Source organism: Bacillus sp. FSL K6-3458 (genome assembly GCF_038005045.1).
GTDB classification, from domain to species: Bacteria; Bacillota; Bacilli; order Bacillales; family Bacillaceae; genus Bacillus; species Bacillus altitudinis.
The window spans coordinates 37816-56622 of sequence record NZ_JBBOSI010000002.1 but is presented as its reverse complement, the minus strand read 5'-3'; the positions used below and the strand labels follow the sequence as shown (position 1 = coordinate 56622).

At 43.1% G+C, this 18807-nt stretch carries 17 protein-coding genes; 7 read left to right on the top strand and 10 right to left on the bottom strand.

Annotated features, from left to right (window positions below; translation table 11 throughout):
* Positions 1-124: 124 nt before the first annotated feature.
* Positions 125-952 carry an aldo/keto reductase gene (locus MHH23_RS20085; RefSeq protein ID WP_327872071.1) on the top strand — a complete coding sequence of 276 codons (828 nt, stop codon included), beginning with the start codon at positions 125-127 and terminating at the stop codon, positions 950-952.
* Between the two features lie 50 nt (positions 953-1002).
* On the opposite strand, the gene MHH23_RS20080 is transcribed toward MHH23_RS20085, so the two are convergent.
* Entirely contained in the window at positions 1003-2085 is a 1083-nt protein-coding gene (locus MHH23_RS20080) for an iron-containing alcohol dehydrogenase family protein (protein WP_340960159.1), read from the bottom strand.
* A gap of 199 nt (positions 2086-2284) precedes the next feature.
* Here MHH23_RS20080 and trhO point away from each other — a divergent pair, with 199 nt between their 5' ends.
* Both trhO and MHH23_RS20070 read left to right on the top strand, forming a co-directional pair.
* On the top strand, positions 2285-3253 hold the full coding sequence (trhO, locus tag MHH23_RS20075; protein ID WP_007498459.1) for an oxygen-dependent tRNA uridine(34) hydroxylase TrhO: 969 nt from the start codon (positions 2285-2287) through the stop codon (positions 3251-3253).
* A 343-nt stretch (positions 3254-3596) separates the two neighbouring features.
* Positions 3597-5216: an APC family permease gene (locus tag MHH23_RS20070; RefSeq protein WP_024719047.1), complete on the top strand. Its 1620-nt coding sequence runs from the start codon at positions 3597-3599 to the stop codon at positions 5214-5216.
* A 33-nt stretch (positions 5217-5249) separates the two neighbouring features.
* On the opposite strand, the gene MHH23_RS20065 is transcribed toward MHH23_RS20070, so the two are convergent.
* Positions 5250-5450 carry a hypothetical protein gene (locus MHH23_RS20065; RefSeq protein ID WP_024719046.1) on the bottom strand — a complete coding sequence of 67 codons (201 nt, stop codon included), beginning with the start codon at positions 5448-5450 and terminating at the stop codon, positions 5250-5252.
* Between the two features lie 185 nt (positions 5451-5635).
* Here MHH23_RS20065 and licT point away from each other — a divergent pair, with 185 nt between their 5' ends.
* The 3 genes from licT (at position 5636) to MHH23_RS20050 (ending at position 10008) form a co-directional block, all read left to right on the top strand.
* Complete coding sequence (licT, locus tag MHH23_RS20060) at positions 5636-6472, top strand: BglG family transcription antiterminator LicT (protein WP_008343858.1); 837 nt, start codon at positions 5636-5638, stop codon at positions 6470-6472.
* 236 nt (positions 6473-6708) lie between these two features.
* Entirely contained in the window at positions 6709-8568 is a 1860-nt protein-coding gene (locus MHH23_RS20055; protein WP_340960158.1) for a beta-glucoside-specific PTS transporter subunit IIABC, read from the top strand.
* 18 nt (positions 8569-8586) lie between these two features.
* Positions 8587-10008, top strand: a complete 1422-nt coding sequence (locus MHH23_RS20050) for a glycoside hydrolase family 1 protein (protein ID WP_340960157.1) — start codon at positions 8587-8589, stop codon at positions 10006-10008.
* Between the two features lie 21 nt (positions 10009-10029).
* On the opposite strand, the gene MHH23_RS20045 is transcribed toward MHH23_RS20050, so the two are convergent.
* Together MHH23_RS20045 and MHH23_RS20040 are read right to left on the bottom strand one after the other, a co-directional pair.
* On the bottom strand, positions 10030-10347 hold the full coding sequence (locus tag MHH23_RS20045) for a hypothetical protein (protein ID WP_035390595.1): 318 nt from the start codon (positions 10345-10347) through the stop codon (positions 10030-10032).
* Positions 10348-10382: 35 nt separating this feature from the next.
* Positions 10383-10523, bottom strand: coding sequence for a hypothetical protein (locus MHH23_RS20040; RefSeq protein ID WP_340960156.1), 141 nt, complete (start codon positions 10521-10523; stop codon positions 10383-10385).
* Between the two features lie 117 nt (positions 10524-10640).
* Between MHH23_RS20040 and arr the strand changes: the two genes are divergently transcribed.
* Positions 10641-11057 (top strand): NAD(+)--rifampin ADP-ribosyltransferase, encoded by a 417-nt coding sequence (gene arr / locus MHH23_RS20035; protein WP_249476528.1) that lies wholly within the window; start codon positions 10641-10643, stop codon positions 11055-11057.
* 61 nt (positions 11058-11118) lie between these two features.
* Here the strand turns inward: arr and MHH23_RS20030 are convergent, their stop codons facing one another.
* Genes MHH23_RS20030 through MHH23_RS20005 form a run of 6 tightly spaced genes read right to left on the bottom strand, consistent with a single transcriptional unit; the run spans position 11119 to position 18608 of the window.
* Positions 11119-13038 carry a BglG family transcription antiterminator gene (locus MHH23_RS20030; RefSeq protein WP_340960155.1) on the bottom strand — a complete coding sequence of 640 codons (1920 nt, stop codon included), beginning with the start codon at positions 13036-13038 and terminating at the stop codon, positions 11119-11121.
* Positions 13035-13919, bottom strand: a complete 885-nt coding sequence (locus MHH23_RS20025) for an ROK family protein (protein WP_098681014.1) — start codon at positions 13917-13919, stop codon at positions 13035-13037. Before MHH23_RS20025 ends, MHH23_RS20030 begins: the two co-directional genes overlap by 4 nt.
* 57 nt (positions 13920-13976) lie before the next feature.
* Positions 13977-16640: a mannosylglycerate hydrolase gene (gene mngB / locus MHH23_RS20020; protein ID WP_340960154.1), complete on the bottom strand. Its 2664-nt coding sequence runs from the start codon at positions 16638-16640 to the stop codon at positions 13977-13979.
* Between the two features lie 28 nt (positions 16641-16668).
* The gene (locus MHH23_RS20015; RefSeq protein ID WP_017358746.1) at positions 16669-17787 is read right to left on the bottom strand and encodes a PTS fructose transporter subunit IIC; all 1119 of its coding nucleotides are present in this window, start codon (positions 17785-17787) and stop codon (positions 16669-16671) included.
* A 36-nt stretch (positions 17788-17823) separates the two neighbouring features.
* A complete protein-coding gene (locus MHH23_RS20010; RefSeq protein ID WP_007498438.1) occupies positions 17824-18153 on the bottom strand; it encodes a PTS fructose transporter subunit IIB in 330 nt (109 codons plus the stop codon).
* Positions 18150-18608, bottom strand: a complete 459-nt coding sequence (locus tag MHH23_RS20005) for a PTS sugar transporter subunit IIA (RefSeq protein WP_024719036.1) — start codon at positions 18606-18608, stop codon at positions 18150-18152. Before MHH23_RS20005 ends, MHH23_RS20010 begins: the two co-directional genes overlap by 4 nt.
* Positions 18609-18807: the final 199 nt, after the last annotated feature.

Sequence of the window (18807 nt, the reverse complement as noted above, 5' to 3'; positions counted from 1 at the left end):
TCATTTTAGCCCTTTGTCAACTATCTGAGATCATTCAGTCTATGAATGGTTTATCTTCATGCATGATCTTTCGCACATTCGGGTATAGTGCATGGTAAGCAAAAATGAAGCGGAGGTTTGTTTGATGAGTGGATTAACAGATACAGTCACATTAGCAAACGGAGTGAAAATGCCGAAGCTTGGCTTTGGTGTATGGCAAGTAAAAGATGGGGATGAGGCTGTAAATGCAGTCAAAGACGCACTAGAAGCGGGCTATCGCAGTATAGATACAGCAGCGGCCTATCAAAATGAAGAAGGTGTTGGCAAAGCCATTCAGCAATCAGGCATCTCTCGCGATGATCTGTTCATTACGACAAAAGTGTGGAATAGTGATCAAGGATATGAGTCAACGCTTGAAGCCTTTGAAACGAGTATGAACAAACTTGGTTTGGATGTATTGGATCTTTATTTAATCCATTGGCCGGTTGAAGGCAAATATAAAGAAACGTGGAAAGCGCTAGAGAAGCTGTATAAGGATGGCCGCGTGAAAGCCATTGGCGTGTGTAACTTCCATCAGCACCATTTAGAAGATTTATTAGAAGAGGCAGAAGTGGTACCAATGGTCAATCAAATTGAGCTGCATCCGAAGCTGACGCAGGAGCCTTTACGTGACTACTGCAAGGCAAAAGGCATTCATGTAGAAGCATGGTCTCCATTAGGTAGCGGAAAACTTCTTAACCATCCGGTGCTTCAAGATATTGCGAAAAAACATGAGAAGTCAGTGGCGCAAGTCATTCTTCGCTGGGACTTGCAGCATGGCATTATCACCATTCCGAAATCTGTGACGAAGAGCCGAATCATCGAAAACACAAACGTATTTGATTTCGAGTTGTCCGCCCATGAAATGGGTGTCATTGATCAGCTCAATGAAGATGAGCGCACGGGTCCAGACCCAGATAACTTCGATTTTTAATATAAGAAAAGCACGGGCGGGATGCCTGTGCTTTTTATTTGCCCGTATGTTCAGACCGTTTTTTGAGGCTGATAGGTCTCAATGATTTGAATGGCGTCGACAATTTGCTCTTTTGTATAGTCTCCAATCAAACAAAAGGTTTCATCTGTACGTGCAGCATGGTTTGCCACTGTATGTGCTGCTTCCTCTAGCTGAGCTGTGATGCCAAGCTCACGCATCGTTCTAGGTAATCCGAGTGTTTGATAGAGCTCAAGTAATTCTTCTACTTCCGTCATACGGTTTTCTGCGGCAAGCTGAACGAGAATGCCATAGGCCACTTTTTGTCCATGTAACACATGATGTGTTTCATCAATAAATGTTAATCCATTATGAACGGCATGGGCTCCTGCCATTCTGCCATAACGTCCTCCATAGCCGCCGACTGTTCCGGCTAACGTAATGATCGTATCTGTTACATCTGCAAAGGCTTGAGAAAGCTGACCTGTTTTTAAACTGCTAACGGCTTCTTCACTATGAGTCAGAAGAATGTCACGAACGTACACTGCCTGCTTTAATGCAGCATGTACCATGAGCGGCAAAGTGCTTTTTGTGTTACGAATAATGGCTTCTGCTTCATACCATTTTGCCAGCGTATCCCCAATTCCGCTTTGGAGATAGGAAAGAGGAGATGAAAGCAAAAAAGTATGATCAATTAACGTGAGATAGCTGGACCGCTTATGATAGTCGACCCTCATGAAATTCCCCTTGTCATCATAAATGACGCTGAGCGGTGTAGAAGCCGCACATGTCCCAGGAATCGTCGGCACCATGATCACTTCAATTTGGAGAGCGTCGGCAACAGACTTCGCTGTATCTAAAATCGTGCCGCCACCGATCCCGATGATCACGTCTGAACTCTTGAGTTCTTCCGCAATTCGTGTGATCGCATTTGGTGAACTGTAACCTTTGTGCTGAACAACAGGCCACTCGGATGGAAGCTTTGTGTACTGTGAAAAGGCTTGATATGAGTCATATCCTGTCACTATAGCTGGTGACTGAAAGAGAGTAACAAGTGATTCGATTTCATGATAAATCCCCTTTTGAGAAATAAACTGGTTAGGACCGCTTCTGACGATCTCTTCTGGCTGGATCATTGACTTATGCTCCTTTACGAAATCATATAGTTCTTAAATCATCTCATTTTACAGAAAGTTCTGTCAAATAATCGGACAATATGAGACTATAGACCCTTCCGTTTTATGGAATTGAACTGCTGACATTGCCTTAAGGTATGTATTTCCTGTATGATATAAAATGGTATGTTTTGATTAAATTTAAGAGGTGTTTATATATATGGAAAAACAATATCGTGTATTACTTTACTATCAATATGTCCCCATTGAGGATCCAGAAACGTTTACAGCAGAGCATCTAGCATTCTGTAAGGAACTTGGTTTGTTAGGTCGTATTCTTGTTTCATCTGAAGGTATAAACGGAACCGTTTCTGGTACCATTGAGCAGACGGACAAGTACATGCAAGCATTGAAAGAAGATCCACGCTTTGCGTCCATGCCAATTAAAATTGACGAAGCAGATGGTCATGCGTTTAAAAAAATGCACGTCCGCCACCGAAATGAATTGGTGAATTTAAGTCTTGAAGATGATGTGAATCCGCTAGAATTAACGGGGAAACATCTCAGCCCAGTTGAATTTTACGAGCAAATGCAATCACCTGATACGGTCGTGATTGATGCACGTAATGATTATGAGTTTGATGTCGGTCACTTCAGAGGTGCTGTGCGCCCTGACATTGAGACATTCCGAGAATTGCCTGAGTGGATTCGTGACAACAAAGAGATTCTTGAAGGAAAAAAAATCTTGACGTATTGCACAGGCGGCGTACGCTGTGAGAAATTCTCAGGATGGTTAAAGCGTGAAGGCTTTGAAGATGTATCCCAGCTTGACGGTGGAATTGTCACGTACGGAAAAGACCCAGAAGTTCAAGGAAAGCTATGGGACGGTCAATGTTATGTGTTTGATAACCGCCTAACGGTTCCAGTCAATCAAACAGAGCACGTCGTAGTAGGAAAAGATTTCTTCACTGGCGAACCTTGCGAGCGTTATGTAAACTGTGCGAACCCTGCATGTAACCGCAAAATGATTGCAACAGAAGAAAGCGAGCATAAATATATGCGCAGCTGCAGCCATGAATGCCGCACAAGCGAACGTAACCTTTATGTGAAACAGCACAATTTATCTGAAGAAGAAGTTCAAGAAAGACTAGCTGTCATTGAAAAAGAACAAGCAATCTCACAAGGATAAGAGGGTCTCCCTTTTATCCTTTTTTCTTTGAATGATACGTGTTCAGAGGGAAGAGGAAGTCATTTCCTCTTTCTTTTTTGTTTTGTTTTTTTCAAAATAAGGGTAAAGGTAGTTAATCAGTCTAATAGATTGAACAGTTGAAAAAGCGCTTTCTTTTGAAATAAGCATGTTCAACTATTTCAGAAAATGGAGAATTGAGAGATAATATAACAGGCAAAAAAATGAACAAAGATAAAAGTTCAGATCAGAAAGTATTTGCCAATGGAATGAAAGGTGAGCTGTTATAAAAGAAAGGCGCTTGCTCGACACATGCTCTGTATTTTAATCGAAAGGTGTTATGAACATGAATCATTTGCATCGTAGGATGGGAACTTTCGCTTTAATGATGGTAGGTCTTGGCTCAATCATTGGTTCAGGATGGCTCTTTGGTGCGTGGCGGGCTGCTCAAATCGCCGGCCCTGCTGCTATTTTGTCATGGTTGATCGGGATGGTTGTTATTTTATTTATCGCATTGTCTTATAGTGAACTCGGGTCGATGTTTCCAGAGGCAGGCGGAATGGTCAAATATACGCAATATTCACACGGCTCTTTTATTGGATTTATCGCCGCTTGGGCAAACTGGATTGCGATTGTCTCAGTGATTCCTGTTGAGGCAGTGGCCTCCGTTCAATACATGAGCTCATGGCCTTGGGAGTGGGCAAAGTGGACAAGCCATTTGGTCACAAAAGGGGTTTTGACGACCGAGGGGCTCATGGTGGCAAGTGTGCTGCTGGTGATTTATTTTCTGCTCAATTATTGGACAGTTGGGTTGTTTTCAAAGGCGAATACATTCATTACGGTTTTTAAAATCGTCATTCCAGGATTAACAATTGGTGCGCTCTTATTCGTAGGTTTTCATAGTGAGAATTTTACTTCTGGAACAAGTATTGCGCCGAACGGCTGGGCGAGTGTGCTCACAGCTGTGGCAACATCAGGGATTGTGTTTGCTTTTAATGGCTTCCAAAGCCCGATTAATATGGCAGGAGAAGCGAAAAATCCAGGGCGTTCGATTCCAATCGCCATTGTTGGATCGATTTTGATTGCAACGGTCATTTATGTGCTGCTGCAAATCGCTTTTATTGGGGCTGTCGATCCATCAATGATTGTGAATGGCTGGGGGCATTTGAATTTCAACTCGCCATTTGCTGACCTTGCCATTGCGCTAGGGATCAACTGGCTTGTCCTTATTTTATATGCAGATGCGTTCGTTTCTCCTTCTGGAACAGGAATTACCTATACGGCGACGACGTCTCGTATGATTTATGGGATGGAAAAAAACAAGTACATGCCGAGTGTACTTGGCCGTCTGCATCCAATTTACGGTGTGCCTCGTCCAGCGATGTTTTTTAACTTAGGCGTATCGTTTATCTTTCTGTTTTTGTTTAGAGGATGGGGGGTTCTCGCTGAAATTATCTCTGTGGCGACCCTGATTTCCTATTTGACAGGACCTGTGACAGTGATGACGCTGAGAAAGACGGGCACAGATTTATATCGTCCATTGCGAATTAAAGGACTCAGCATCATTGCTCCGCTTGGTTTTGTCTTTGCATCATTGACACTGTACTGGGCGAGATGGCCGCTGACGGGTCAGGTGCTGTTCATTATTCTCATCGGTCTGCCAATCTATTTTTACTATCAAGCAAAAGCGAAGTGGAAGGGCTTTGGTCGTCACTTTAAAGCAGGTGCTTGGATGGTTGTGTATTTGCTTGTGATGATGACGATTTCTTGTCTCGGTAGTGATAAATTTGGCGGGTATAACGTCATTCATTATGGCTGGGATATGGCGCTCATTGCAGTTGTGGCGCTGTTATTTTATATGTGGGCACTCAAAAGTGGATTTGAAACAGAGTTTTTAGAAGATGCGAAAAAAATTAATGATGAACTGCGTGCTTCTCAGAAAGAAGCCGCCTCATCTAAGGAATAACGGAAGGGCTGCCTGAATACTGAGGGCAGCCTTTTATTTGGATGAGTGATGCATGACATGCTGCTTTAGCCAAGTGGTAACGCCGTGTAGAACGGTGGCTGTCACAAGACAGATAAGCGCATATCTCCATAGCTGATCTAAGCCTTGTCCACTAAGCCAAAAAACAATACCTAGAATAAAGAGAGTCAGAATGAACATGAATAAAAAAGATGCTGACCAGAAAAAAGCCTTCATCGAAGGTCACCTCCTCGGGGTATTGTATGCAGGCCGAGGGAGGATCAGACCAGCAAGAAAGAAGTGAAAATATCGTTAAATCTATTTCAAAAGTCAGATAAAAACGCCAAGTGATTTGACAGTTGTGTTAAGATGAGAGCATATTTTGAGTGTAGATGGCTGGTTATAGACGGAGGTGTTTGGAGATGCAGATTCAAAAGGTTCTAAACAATAATGTCATTAGTGTGATAGATGAACAAGGAAAAGAAATCGTCGTCATGGGCAGAGGCATCGCTTTTCAAAGACGTCCCGGCGACCCGGTGGACGAGGCGTTAATTGATAAAGTGTTCCGCCTAGAAGATCATTCCGTACATGAGCGGATGAAAATGTTGCTTCAAGAGGTTCCATATGATGTCGTCAAGGTGACCGAGGAAATGATCCAATACGCACATACAAAGCTGAACCGAAGATTAAACGAAAGTCTGCATGTATCGCTGGCAGACCATATTCATTACGCCATCGAACGATTAAAGAAAAACCACTTGATTGAGAATTCGCTGATTTGGGAGATTAAACGTTTATACAAAGATGAATTTCTCGTGGCGAAGGAATGCCTTGAGATGATTGAAGATCGTCTTCATATTGAACTGCCTGAAGATGAAGCGGGCTTTATTGCCATGCATATCATTAATGCAGAGCTCAATGAAGACATGAATACAACGGTCAATATCACAAAAGAAGTGAATGCCATACTGACCATTGTGAAATATCACTTGAACATGGAATTTGATGAAGACTCGCTCAACTTTTATCGTTTTCTCACACATTTACGCTTTTTCGTACAGCGTCTCATCAACGAAACGTTACTCGTCAGTGAAGATCAAGATTTATATCAGCTGATTAAAGTGAAATATCCGAAGGCGTACGAATGCGCAAAGAAAATCGCAGAATATGTGTATCAAACGTATCATCGCGACCTGACATCAGAGGAGATGCTCTATCTATCGATTCATTTGAATCGACTCATCAAACGAGAAAAATAAAGATAGAATTTTAAAAGAAAGCGTTGACATCACAAAAAGTGAGTGGTACTATTTGCTCATAAACATAAAAGAATACGGTTTCACAATGATCGTCTTAGAGGATTGTGACTGTTCGGCAGGCAAAACCTAAACGTTCACTGAAAAAGCGCAATAGCAAGTTGCGACTATTTTTGGTGCCCGTTTAGGTTTTTATTTTGCCTAAAAACGTATTTTTTTGAAAAAAAGGGGGTTTTTGTATGAGTCATCGTCAATTAGCAGAAGACATTATCAAACATATCGGGACAGAGAAAAATGTTCATTCATTGGTTCACTGTGCCACAAGACTTCGCTTCACATTAAATGACAGATCAAAAGCAGATAAAGCGGCCATTGAAAAATTAAATGGTGTGGTGACTGTCATGGAAAGCGGCGGCCAGTTTCAGGTGGTCATTGGCAACACCGTACCAGAGGTATATCGAGAGATTGGAGAGTTTACGAATCTATTAGAGGATTCCACTTCTTCATCTGCAAGATCAAGTGAAGAAAGTACAAGTCTTTTCGGAAAATTCGTCGACATTGTTTCTGGAATTTTCACACCGCTTCTAGGTGTCATGGCGGGTGCCGGTATTTTAAAAGGACTTCTAGGCATCTGTATCAATGCAAAATGGTTATCACCTGAAGATACGTCGTATCAAATTTTATTTGCCGCATCAGACAGCTTGTTCTACTTCCTGCCGCTGCTGCTCGCATTCACTTCTGCTAGGAAGTTTAAAGCGAATCCATTTGTCGCTGTGACGATTGCAGGTGCACTGATCTACCCGACTATTCAAGAGCTCACAAAAGGCGGCGGAGATGTGTCGTTCTTCGGCATTCCGGTTGTCTTAATGTCTTATACATCAACGGTTATCCCGATTATTTTGGCAGTGTTTGTGATGGGATATATCGAACGTTTCTTTAACAAAGTCATTCATGAAAGTGTGAAAAACTTTATTACACCACTGATTTTACTGGTCACGGTCGTTCCACTGACACTGATCGTATTTGGACCATTTGGTGTGTATGCAGGGAACGGAATTGCAGCCGTCCTGCTGAAAGTATTCTCCTTTAGCCCTACACTTGCTGGTGCTTTAATTGCGATGGCATGGCAGGTTCTTGTCATTTTCGGTATCCATTGGGGGCTTGTGCCAGTCATTTTAAATAATATTGCGGTTCATGGAAAAGATCATATTAAGCCGGCTACTGCGCCAGCTGTATTTTCACAAGCCGGTGCTTCAATCGGTGTTATGCTGAAAACAAAGAACAAAAAGCTGAAATCATTAGCTGGATCGACAGCGGTTTCTGCTGTATTTGGAATTACAGAGCCTGCTGTATACGGCGTCACACTTCGTTTGAAAAAACCATTTATTGCAGCGGTTATCTCTGCCGGTGTCGGTGGTGCCATTATCGGTTATTCACAAAGTATTGCGATCGCATCAGGTCTTCCGAGTTTACTGACACTTCCGATCTTCTATGGTCAAGGATTTACAGGATTCTTAATCGGAATTTCCGTTTCATTTGTCCTTTCAATCGTCTTAACCTATTTGATTGGATTCAAAGACCCTGTGGATGAAGAAGATGCTCCTGCAACTAGTTCTGTACCAGCATCTGAAAATGAACATGTTGTCAAAGCAGCTCATGTGAAAAGTCCTTTATCTGGCGAAGTCATCAAGCTAGAAGAGGTGCAAGATAAAGCCTTCTCATCTGGCGCATTAGGTAAGGGCGCAGCCATTATTCCATCAGAAGGCAAGCTGTTTGCACCAGTAACTGGAGTCGTGACAACGGTATTCCCAACAGGACATGCATACGGTCTCACCTCTGAAAGCGGAGCAGAAGTACTCATTCATATTGGACTGGATACTGTACAACTTGGGGGCCGTCATTTTACGCCGAAGGTTGAGCAGGGCCAAACCATTACAGAAGGTGAACTGCTTGCGGAGTTTGATATTGAGGCCATTCAAGCAGCGGGTCTTTCTGTCACAACACCTGTGATTATTACCAATTCCGGTGAGTTTAGCGATATCATTGAGACAGAAGAAAAACAAGTGACACCAGGACAATCATTTTTACACTTAGTTTAAGAAAGGGAGGACATAATCATGAGATATTCAACACTAGCACCATTTCCAAAAGACTTTTTCTGGGGCGGATCTACTTCCGCCTATCAAGTAGAAGGTGCATGGAACGAGGATGGCAAGGGGCCTTCAGTCATTGATATGAGAGAAAGCTATCCTGAAGGAACAACTGATTTTAAGGTAGCCAGCGATCACTATCATCGATATAAAGAGGACGTGAAGATGTTTGCAGAAATGGGCTTGAAGGCTTATCGTTTCTCCATTGCATGGACACGCATCATGCCAGATGGAGATGGGGAGATCAATCAAAAGGGAATTGAATTCTACCATTCTCTCATTGATGAATTGCGCCACTATGACATTGAACCAATTGTGACGATGTATCACTTTGATTTACCTCATGCGCTTCAAGTGAAAGGCGGCTGGTCAAATCGTTCAACAGTCGATGCGTTTGAACGTTATGCGGAGGTTTTGTTCCAGGAGTATGGTGAGAAGGTAAAATATTGGCTGACCATTAATGAACAAAACATGATGATCTTACATGGATCAGCTCTAGGTACACTGGATCCAAATTTAGAAAATCCGAAAAAAGAACTATATCAGCAGAACCACCATATGCTTGTGGCACAGGCGAAAGCCATGACGCTTTGTCATCGTTTGCTGCCTGAGGCGAAAATCGGACCAGCGCCAAACATCGCCCTTATTTACCCGGCATCTCCAAAACCTGAGGATGTCATTGCTGCGGCTAATTACAATGCGATCCGCAACTGGCTGTATCTTGATATGGCGGTATTCGGCCGTTATAACAACCTTGCATGGGCATACATGAAGGAAAAAGACATTCTTCCTGTGATTGAAGAGGGAGATATGGATATTTTGAAAAGTGCAAAACCAGACTTCATTGCCTTTAACTACTACACATCTCAAACGGTTGAAGCGAGTAAAGGAGATGGCAATGATGAATTTGCCCGCGGTGGAGATCAGCATTTAAAATCTGGTGAAGATGGCGTCTACAAAGGCGGGAACAACCCGTTCTTAATTAAAAATGCATTTGGCTGGGAGATTGACCCTACCGGTTTCCGATCAACGATGCGTGAGATTTACGACCGCTATCAGCTACCTCTTATTATTACGGAAAACGGGCTGGGCGCTTTTGACAAGTTAGAAGAGGATGGATCGATTCAGGATGATTACCGAATTGATTATTTAGAAAAACATATTGAACAAATCAAATGGGCGATCACTGACGGTGTTGAGGTATTCGGGTACTGCCCATGGTCAGCCATCGACTTAATCAGTACACACCAAGGCTGCTCAAAACGTTACGGTTTTATCTACGTCAACCGTGATGAATTTGACCTGAAAGACCTCAAAAGAATTCGGAAAAAGAGCTCTTATTGGTATGAAACATTGATCGAGCAAAATGGAGAGAACATTGGGAAGTAACAATATCACACTAAAAAACCCCTAATTTTTAGGGGTTTTTTTCTCTTCATGACTTGTAACTATATCAACTGGATGTATCAAGTTTTCATCATCATTATCCTCATCAGTGTAAGGCATAATAAGTGAATCCAACTCTTCTTTATCATCAACTAAAGCAACGTAAGTTGTATAATCCTCTAAATCTGATGGAAACAATTCAGCTTGACCAACATTACTTTTCAATGCTTGGTCAATAGCACTCTTTAATTCTATTAAACCCTCACGATTACCAATAATATAAGAATCCATATGCCAACTTTTTTGAGCATATATATGACAAATCTTATCTCTATCTTTCATTATCTCATTACACCCTTCCTGAAGAATTTAATTGTTTATGTGCCAACACGCCAACCAGATAAAACATCAAACGTCTCTTTGGCTCTTATGGCCGCTAACAGCTTTTTATCTCTTTCAAGAAGACTGCTTTGTATGTATTCTTGCTGTTTTTTAACTTGCTGGAGTTTACAAATCACATCTTACTCTCTACTATCATTATACCCCGAATTTAATCTCATTTATAGACTGTTTTCCGCCCGCATCAGCCCGTATACTGTTATACGCAAGTCAAAAACGATAAGGGATGTGGCTGTATGAATGACAAGAAAGATGTTTTAGATCCTGGGCCGTTTTTTCATGGGACGAAAGCGGAATTGAAGATTGGGGACCTGCTTGAACCGTTGCATTTATCCAATTATCAGGATAAACAATCGAACCACATCTATTTTACTGGAACATTAAACGCAGCCAAATGGGGAGCTGAATTAGCTCGATCTGATTCCAAAGAGAGAATTTATGTTGTGGAACCGACAGGCGAGTTTGAAGATGATCCGAATTTGACGGATCAAAGGTATCCGGGGAACCCGACCCGTTCTTACCGGTCGACATCTCCCTTGAAAATAGTCGCAGAATTAGGTGCGTGGGAAAGACATTCCGATGAAGAAATCAATCATATGCTGACGTCGTTAAAAAAGTTAAGGGAAGAAGGAAAAAATGTCATATACGATTGATTCGTATGTAAGGAATAGATGAATAAAAGGCCGCCCGATTTCACTTGGGCGGCCTTTAGTGCTATTGAAACAGGACATGCATCAGCTCATCAAATGTCCTTGCATGTTTTAAGGAGTGAAGGCGGTCAGGACTGTCTAATAAATCGACAGCTTGTTCAAAAAATTGATTCATGCAAGCAGCGTCATCTTTCTGAATGGCTAACAAGAAAATAAGAGATACTTGATCGCCCTGCCAATCAATCGGCTGTTTCAATCGTGCAATTGCCACGCAGGAGGTGCCTTCATTTGTGATGAGCGGGTGAGGCATTGCAATCCCCTTACCAAGATAGGTCGATGACATTTGCTCCCGCTCCAGCACGGAGGAACGAAAAGAAGATGAAACAAGCTGATGCGCCTCCAGCCGGCTGCAAAGCGTATCTAATACCTCTTCTTTGCTTGAAAGGTTCACATCCAACAAGGTCAATCGTTCTTGGAAAAAAGCCATCAGCTCCTGCGAAGGGAAACCGTGTCCGTTTAACAGGTGAATGACCTCACTCACACGCTGGACATCATGGTGTTCAAAAAAAGCATTCACTTGAATGATTGGTTTCCCCTTTGGTGCGAGAGGTACGGTTGTAATAATCACATCACATGGCAAAGTCGTGCTAAAAGCGTAATCCTGATAAGAATAAAGCTCAACAATCTCAAGCTCATGCTGAAAGGCCGCCTTCAATTTAATTTCAAGCAGCCGTGCCGTTCCTAGTCCAGACCCGCATACAATAATGGCCCTCTTTTTTTGCGAGGTGTCAAGATGACTTCTTTCAAATGAAGCAGCAATATGTAAGGCAACATATGCCGCCTCATCTTCATTTGGCGTCCGCACCAGCTGTAAGACATTGAGTCCGCTGACAGCCAAATCAAACGGATAAGGATAAGAAGTTTTGATCTCATGCAAAAGCGGATTTTGTAAAGACACGCCGTATTGAATTCGATTTAATAATGGCTTCATATGCAGCATCAAATCTTGACGTAGGATATCGTCATCTACAAAACGATGACCGCTTGTTTTTTCAATGTGCTGGAGAAATTGTGTCACCGCCTGACGCACTTCTTCTGTCGTTTGGTGCTCATCGATTTCTTTCCACGTTTGATTCGCTAAGAGATGCATCACCAAGTAATCTGTTTCATCCTCTGATAAGGTGACGTGAAACGTGTCACTTATTTGATGAGTGATCTTTTGAGCGATTCTTGTTAACACTGGCGGTCTTTGTGTGTGAGTGGTACTGGCGGGTATCCGCTGTTTTTTTTGCGTTTGCTGAATGGCAATCGCTAAGTGAATCACTAAATTCTTTAGGGCAATATCTTTAATGAGCAGTGATTCTTGATATAGATTTGTCAGCACAATGGATCGAATGGTTTCAAGTGAAATGTCAGGAAAATGAAGCTGTTCCCGCTCAGTTATATGAGATAGGGCGGGTTCTTCTTCAAGCAGTAAGTCTGCGTAGCACGTCCTTTTTTGCAATTCGTCTCCCTCTACTTTTAAGCCAAATCCAGGCTTTGAGACAAGGGTCATACCGTAACGGGCTAACAGCTCCCGTCCTTTTTTTAAATCACTGCTGACCGTCATACGGCTGATGAACAATTCTTCTGCTAATTGATCAATTTTTAAGTAGTCTGATTGAAGCAATAGTTTTCTCATCATAAATCGTATGCGCTCTTCTGGCATGACGGGTACGAGAGAGCGGGCAGGAAGCTTTTGCTGATGAAGCCAAAGCAGGAAAGCGTCTTGGTCACTTGTTAAGAGCGTATATCCTTTCCCGCGGATGGTCTTGATCATGGCTCCAGCTTGTGTTAACAGCTCGTTTGCTTCTTTGATTAAATTGCGGATGGAGCGGTCAGATAAGCGAAAAGAGGCAGTGAGCTCCTCAAGCTTCACGAACCCTTTCGTTTCAAATAGCCGCTGAATGAGCTGGTAGGTTCGAGTATCTGCCGTCATCATCATTGCGCCGCTCCTTGTTCCTTTAAGGCATCAGCTCCAAGGGCGAGGGCTCCCATTAAACCAGATAATCCGTCAAAGGAAGGCTTTGTGACGATTTCATTTAATGGCTTTGGTAATTGTAAATAATCATGAAGCCGCTTGTCTGTTTCTTCAAGGATGAGCGGCAGCAAAGCCGGTTGTTTCATGACACCTCCACCCAAAATAATGCGTTCTGGTGAAAGGGTGAGTAATAAATTTGCGGTCATTTGCCCGAGATAATAAGCTTGAAGTGACCAGGCAGGGTGCTCCTCTGGCAGCATTTGTGCCAATGTATGATATCGGCCTTCTATGGCAGGTCCAGATGCTAGTCCCTCTAAACAATCATGGTGGATAGGGCAGCAGCCCCCATAGGTGTCATGAGGGTGGCGCTGAACGGTGATATGTCCCATTTCTGGATGAAGCAGTCCGTGAATGAGGCGGTTTTCAATATAGGCACCGCCGCCGATTCCCGTCCCAACCGTGATGTAGACCAAGGAATTTGGTCTGTCTGTGTCAGTTGAAAAACGAGCTTCACCGAGCGCCGCACAGTTCACATCCGTATCAAGCTTCATAGGGAGACCGAGTGCTTGTTTTAAGGTTGAGAGTAATGGAAATTGGCGCCAAGCTGTTTTAGGTGTTTCGAGAATCGTTCCATAGCTGGGGCTGTGCTCTTTTACATCGACAGGCCCGAATGCGCCTATGCCAATCGCATCGACTGGATGCTCTGTAAAGTATTCGATCACTTGCCGGCATGTTTCTTCTGGATTCCCTGTTGCAAAGGAAGTCATATGTTCAATCGTTCCGTCTGTTGTTCCGTAGCCGCAGACAAATTTTGTACCGCCTGCTTCGATGCCTCCAATTCGCATGATCAATGCCCTCCATTAAAGAGAGGCGGAATCCAAATGGATCCCGCCCCTACATGTTCATTTTTTCTTTACAATGTAGGTTTGTACCTGACAAGGTGTGAGCGGTTCAATGTGTAATGATCCATGTTGTGCTTTCAGTATATGTCCTTCAGGTGTTTCGCCTAAATTCGCTGTTTCTCCATGTTGTAGAGATGAACTATTGATTGAAGCGGCTGTTTGACGTGTTAAATATGGATTGAAGAGACGAATGACAATGCCTGTTCCATGCTCTTCTTTTTTCAAAGCGCTTAGAACGGCCCCGTCTGTTTCAATGTCAAGCAGGCTATAAGTAGATTGTAAGTCTTCTTTTTCATCTCGGAAAGAGAAAATTAAACGACCGTTTAAAAAGTCTGCCCGCTCGTAGCACTGAACCGGGGTGGTGTAACGTTTAGCAAGCTGAGCCAAGTGTCCTTCATTCACCGCTTCTTGGCTATAGTGCATGCCAAAGGAGAATGATAGCGATCCTTGAAGCTGGGCGTCCGGTGTTTCTACGATTTTTTCTCCAGAAGCCCGGCCAGGACGATAAAGAAGGTTTTCTTTCCCCATTTTTCCGAAACAGCGGAAGAGTGTGTAAGCAATGGTTGTGTAGTCTTCGCCTGTGATTTGGTATTCTCTGACGCAGTCCGTCAAAAGAGAGACACCATATGCTTCATCGCGAAGTGCAACAAATGATTGCATTGGTTCAATGGTAATCGGTTTTTCTTCCCAATGTTCATTGTTCCACCATTCTAGCTCTTGCGTCAGCTCCGTTGGACGTTCGATGGTGCCAAACTGTTGATCGCTGAGTGATACGTTTGATGCAATACCTGTATCAAAGAGTACCCGTAGACGGTGGTCTAGCGCATGGTTATCAACATTCACATGAAAACGGATGACCGCTTCATCTTTATTTAAAGCCACCTTCGCTGTGATCGGGAGCGAAGTCGTCACCTTTTGCTCCGAACGTTCCTCTAAATCAAATGGGACAGTCAATTGAAGCTTGATGGTGAGCTCTTCCTGTAAACTGCTTTTAGATACGGTGATGTCTGCTGATGAGATATCTTTAGATGATACATAAAGATCCTCACGCGGTGGTGAATAGTTATAAGAATCCCCATCATCTCCGTTGTCTTCAAAGATCATTTGCTCAGAGAACGTTCGTCCGGTCTGTTTATCCGTAATTTCTAATGACCCATTGTCATTTGCTGCAATGCGATAAAACGTATTTTCAATGACATGGCCTTCTGTTTTTTCTAAAATGGATTCACTAGATTCATCGAAAACCATGCTGACTTGTGTATAACCAACGGATGGCAAGTCGACTGCTTCAATGAGTAAAACAGCTTTCCAGACTTGCTTTGGCATGTACACCTCTTTGCTTGGGTTAAGTGAAATCTGCTGTGCTAAGACATAATCTGTCACATCGGTTTTGCTTTTGACTGTGTAGTGAAGAGTTCGTCCATCAACGTCTTTTAGCGTAAATGGACGTTCTGTAATAAAGGTTTCGACTTCAATGACTTCAGAGCGCTTTGAAGGCAGTGTATTAAATAAAGTGAACGTGATTTCTTGCTCAGTTTGCAGCCGGATGGCGATGAGACGCATGTGTAAGTCCACAAGATTCTCGGCGATTTCCTTTGCCTGTTTATAGCGGAAGAAGACATCTTGATTCGTCGTATCACTATTACAGCCGCCAATGCTATCATGCGCTGCATTTTCAAACATGAGGTACCAAATATCACGCACCGTGTCATGCGGGTAATCGTGTCCGAGTGAATAGCTGATTGTAAGGATCGGCTCCATCACATTGACAAGATAGTTTTCAATTTGATTGTTTAAGATTTTCAAATCTGCTCTTGTTGAAAAAATGGACTTATGAATTCGCATATGCTTGGCATGAATGAGCTCTCCTTCTAATGTCTCAAAAGAAGTTTGCTCTTTTTTCACTGCTGCAATGTAGTCTTCTAAACTGCTGATTTGATAGTGGTGCTCGTCTATTTCATTGGCTTTTTCTAATAAGTCAGGCAGGTTTTTACGAATAGGCGCCTGGTCAAAGCCATTTGGGAAATAGACATTCTTTGTCGTGGCTTTTGCTTGCAGCGCCCCGATTTTTTCAGAAAGAAAGGCTTGCAGGTCTTCATCCTTTTCAGGAATATTTCCTCCGTAGTAGTAGCCAAATGGCAGATTCACTGCAAACACTTCACTGCCATCAGCCCCGCGCCAATTAAATTCTGTGTGATTCGTCATATGATCAGAAACGCCGCGCCAAAAGGCTGTGTCGACAATACCAAAGCCTTGATAAATTTGAGGCATTTGTGCAGATTGACCGAAGGAATCAGGGACATAACCGACCTTCATGACATGTCCGAACTGCTGACAGCGCTCAATCCCATATTGCAGGTTCCGTACAATCGATTCCCCAGAAATCACGAGCTGATCGGTTTGTGTATACCATGGACCGATGATGAGGCGTTTTGCTGTGACGAGCTGTTTAATTCGATCCTCATCCTCTGGGCGCCATTTCAAGTAATCATCTAGCAAGGATGCTTGTGCATCGAGCATGAAGTAATGGAATCGTTCATCTGTTTCGAGGGTGTCCAATATGTCCATTACGCTTTTCATTAAGTAGATACGGGAACGGGAGGTGGTAAAATACCATTCCCGGTCCCAGTGAGTATGTGGAATTACATGTACATTGACAGTCATTGTGTAACGACACCTTTCTTTGTTCAAATTATCCTTCTAGCACAAGGTCAAAATCATCTTCTTCTTTCTGCTTCTGATCATGTTCTGGCTTTTGGGGTTCTTTTTTCTCAGAGAAGTTCACAAGCAGGTTGGCGCCAATTCCAATAACAAGTGCGCCAGTTAGCGCGCCAATTAAATACGCCCACCAGTTTCCTACTGAGAAGAATCCGTATAGTCCGCCAATTGGCGGCATGATGTCATGGACACCTAATAAGGCAGCGACCCCGCTTCCAGCAGCACAAGCGACGACATTCAGCGGAATCAATTTCAAAGGATTGACGAGTGTAAAGGGAATGGCTCCTTCTGTAATCCCAATAATTCCCATCACAAGACCGCCTCGTCCGGCTTCTCTAAAGGTAGGAGAGAAGTTGCGTTTTCGAATCAATGTCGCAAGCCCGTATCCAAGCGGAGGAATGACAATCGCGATATTGACGAGAATGGCAGGAAGATAGACACCTGATAGGAAGAGCGCGTTACCAGCCATCCAAGCTGATTTATTCACTGGGCCGCCAAGATCAAAGCCAATCATTGCGCCTAGAATGAGAGCAAGTGCGAGTGTACTTGTTCCATCTGCGACCATGCCTTTGATCCATTCAATTAATGCGGTGTTCAAAGCCCCTAATGGACCGCCTAGCAGAACGGACATGAGAAGTCCGGTTAAGCCAACAGTAATGAGCGGTAAGATGAGCAGAGGGACGAGTCCAGCTGCGGAGCCTTGAATTTGAATTTTTCTTTTCACAAAGAGAGCGACATATCCGGCGAAGAAACCTGCAATGACGGCGCCGATAAAACCAGCATTTGTTGAGCTGGCAAGAGCTCCGCCGATAAAGCCGGCTGCAAGACCAGATTTATCCGCAATCGAATAGGCAATAAAGCCAGCGAGCAGTACGTTCATTAAGCCAATGCCTGTCCAGCCAACCTGTTCCATCAAATAGGCACCATGTAAAATGCCGCCTGCATCTTTATAGGCGTTTAAATCTGATACACCAAAACCTAACCCGACTAGTTTGGCTAAACCAACGATAAGTGAAGCTCCGATGATCACCGGAAGAATATAAGAAATACCGGTCATGAGGTGGCCTTCAATGACTTTTAATTTTGCTTTCATTCTGCTTTGCTCCTTTCTATATGGCATTGCTCCTGTTTATTGGGATTCAGATTTTTTCTTTTCAACCAGCGCAACGGCTTTTGTGATGATTTGCTCGGCATTTTTTAAGGCGCGTCCGATTTCGACACGTACAGTAGGAATACCTGAGAAGCGTTCAGCGTCGTTAATGTGCTGATTGGAGGCAATGATGCAAAGGTCTGCCTGCTTGGCTTCCTCTGCTGTAATGCCATTCACCTGTCCCATAATTCCTTGTTGTTCGATTTTAATCTCGTGTCCAAGCTGTTTACCCGCATTCTCTAATGCTTTTGCTGCCATTGGTGTATGAGCTAACCCTGCTGGGCATGAAGTGACACCGACAATTTTCATTGTGTAATCCCCTCTTTCAATTGTTGTTCAATGACTTCGTAATAATAGTCTGCTGTTTGACCGGGTTGAATCTTTTCGATGAAAGCAGGCTCCATTAAACTTGTGGCAATGCCAGACAGTAATTTGAGGTGTGTGACATTGGCCTCTTCTAGTGGAACGAGCAGTGTAAATAAATAGCTTGTTGGCAAATCGTCGAAGCTTCCCCATTCTATGGGTTGTTCAAGTTCTAAAAAGAGAAGTGAAGCCGTTTGAACAGCAGAGCTTTTTGTATGAGGAATCGCAAAACCTTGCTGAAGTCCTGTTGAGACTTCGTCTTCGCGTTTCAACAAATCTGTTAATAACCCTGACTGATCGTTTGTAATGTGAAGGTCTTCAGCTTTCTCGGAAATGTATTGTAAAATCTCATTCTTTGATCGACCGTTTACTTGTGTAAAAACATGATCTTTTTGGAACAAGCTGATCCCTTCTCTCTTGTTTGTTAAGCGCTTACAATTTGATTGTAATGTACTTTTCGACATGGTTAAATAGCATCATTTTCCGTTTAAAATGGCAAAAAGTTTATGAAGCGATCAGACTAGCCATCTGAATATCTCAAATCCTAGCTTAAAACGAGTTTAATTATGTCAAAAACAGATTCTACTAAAAGGGATTCTG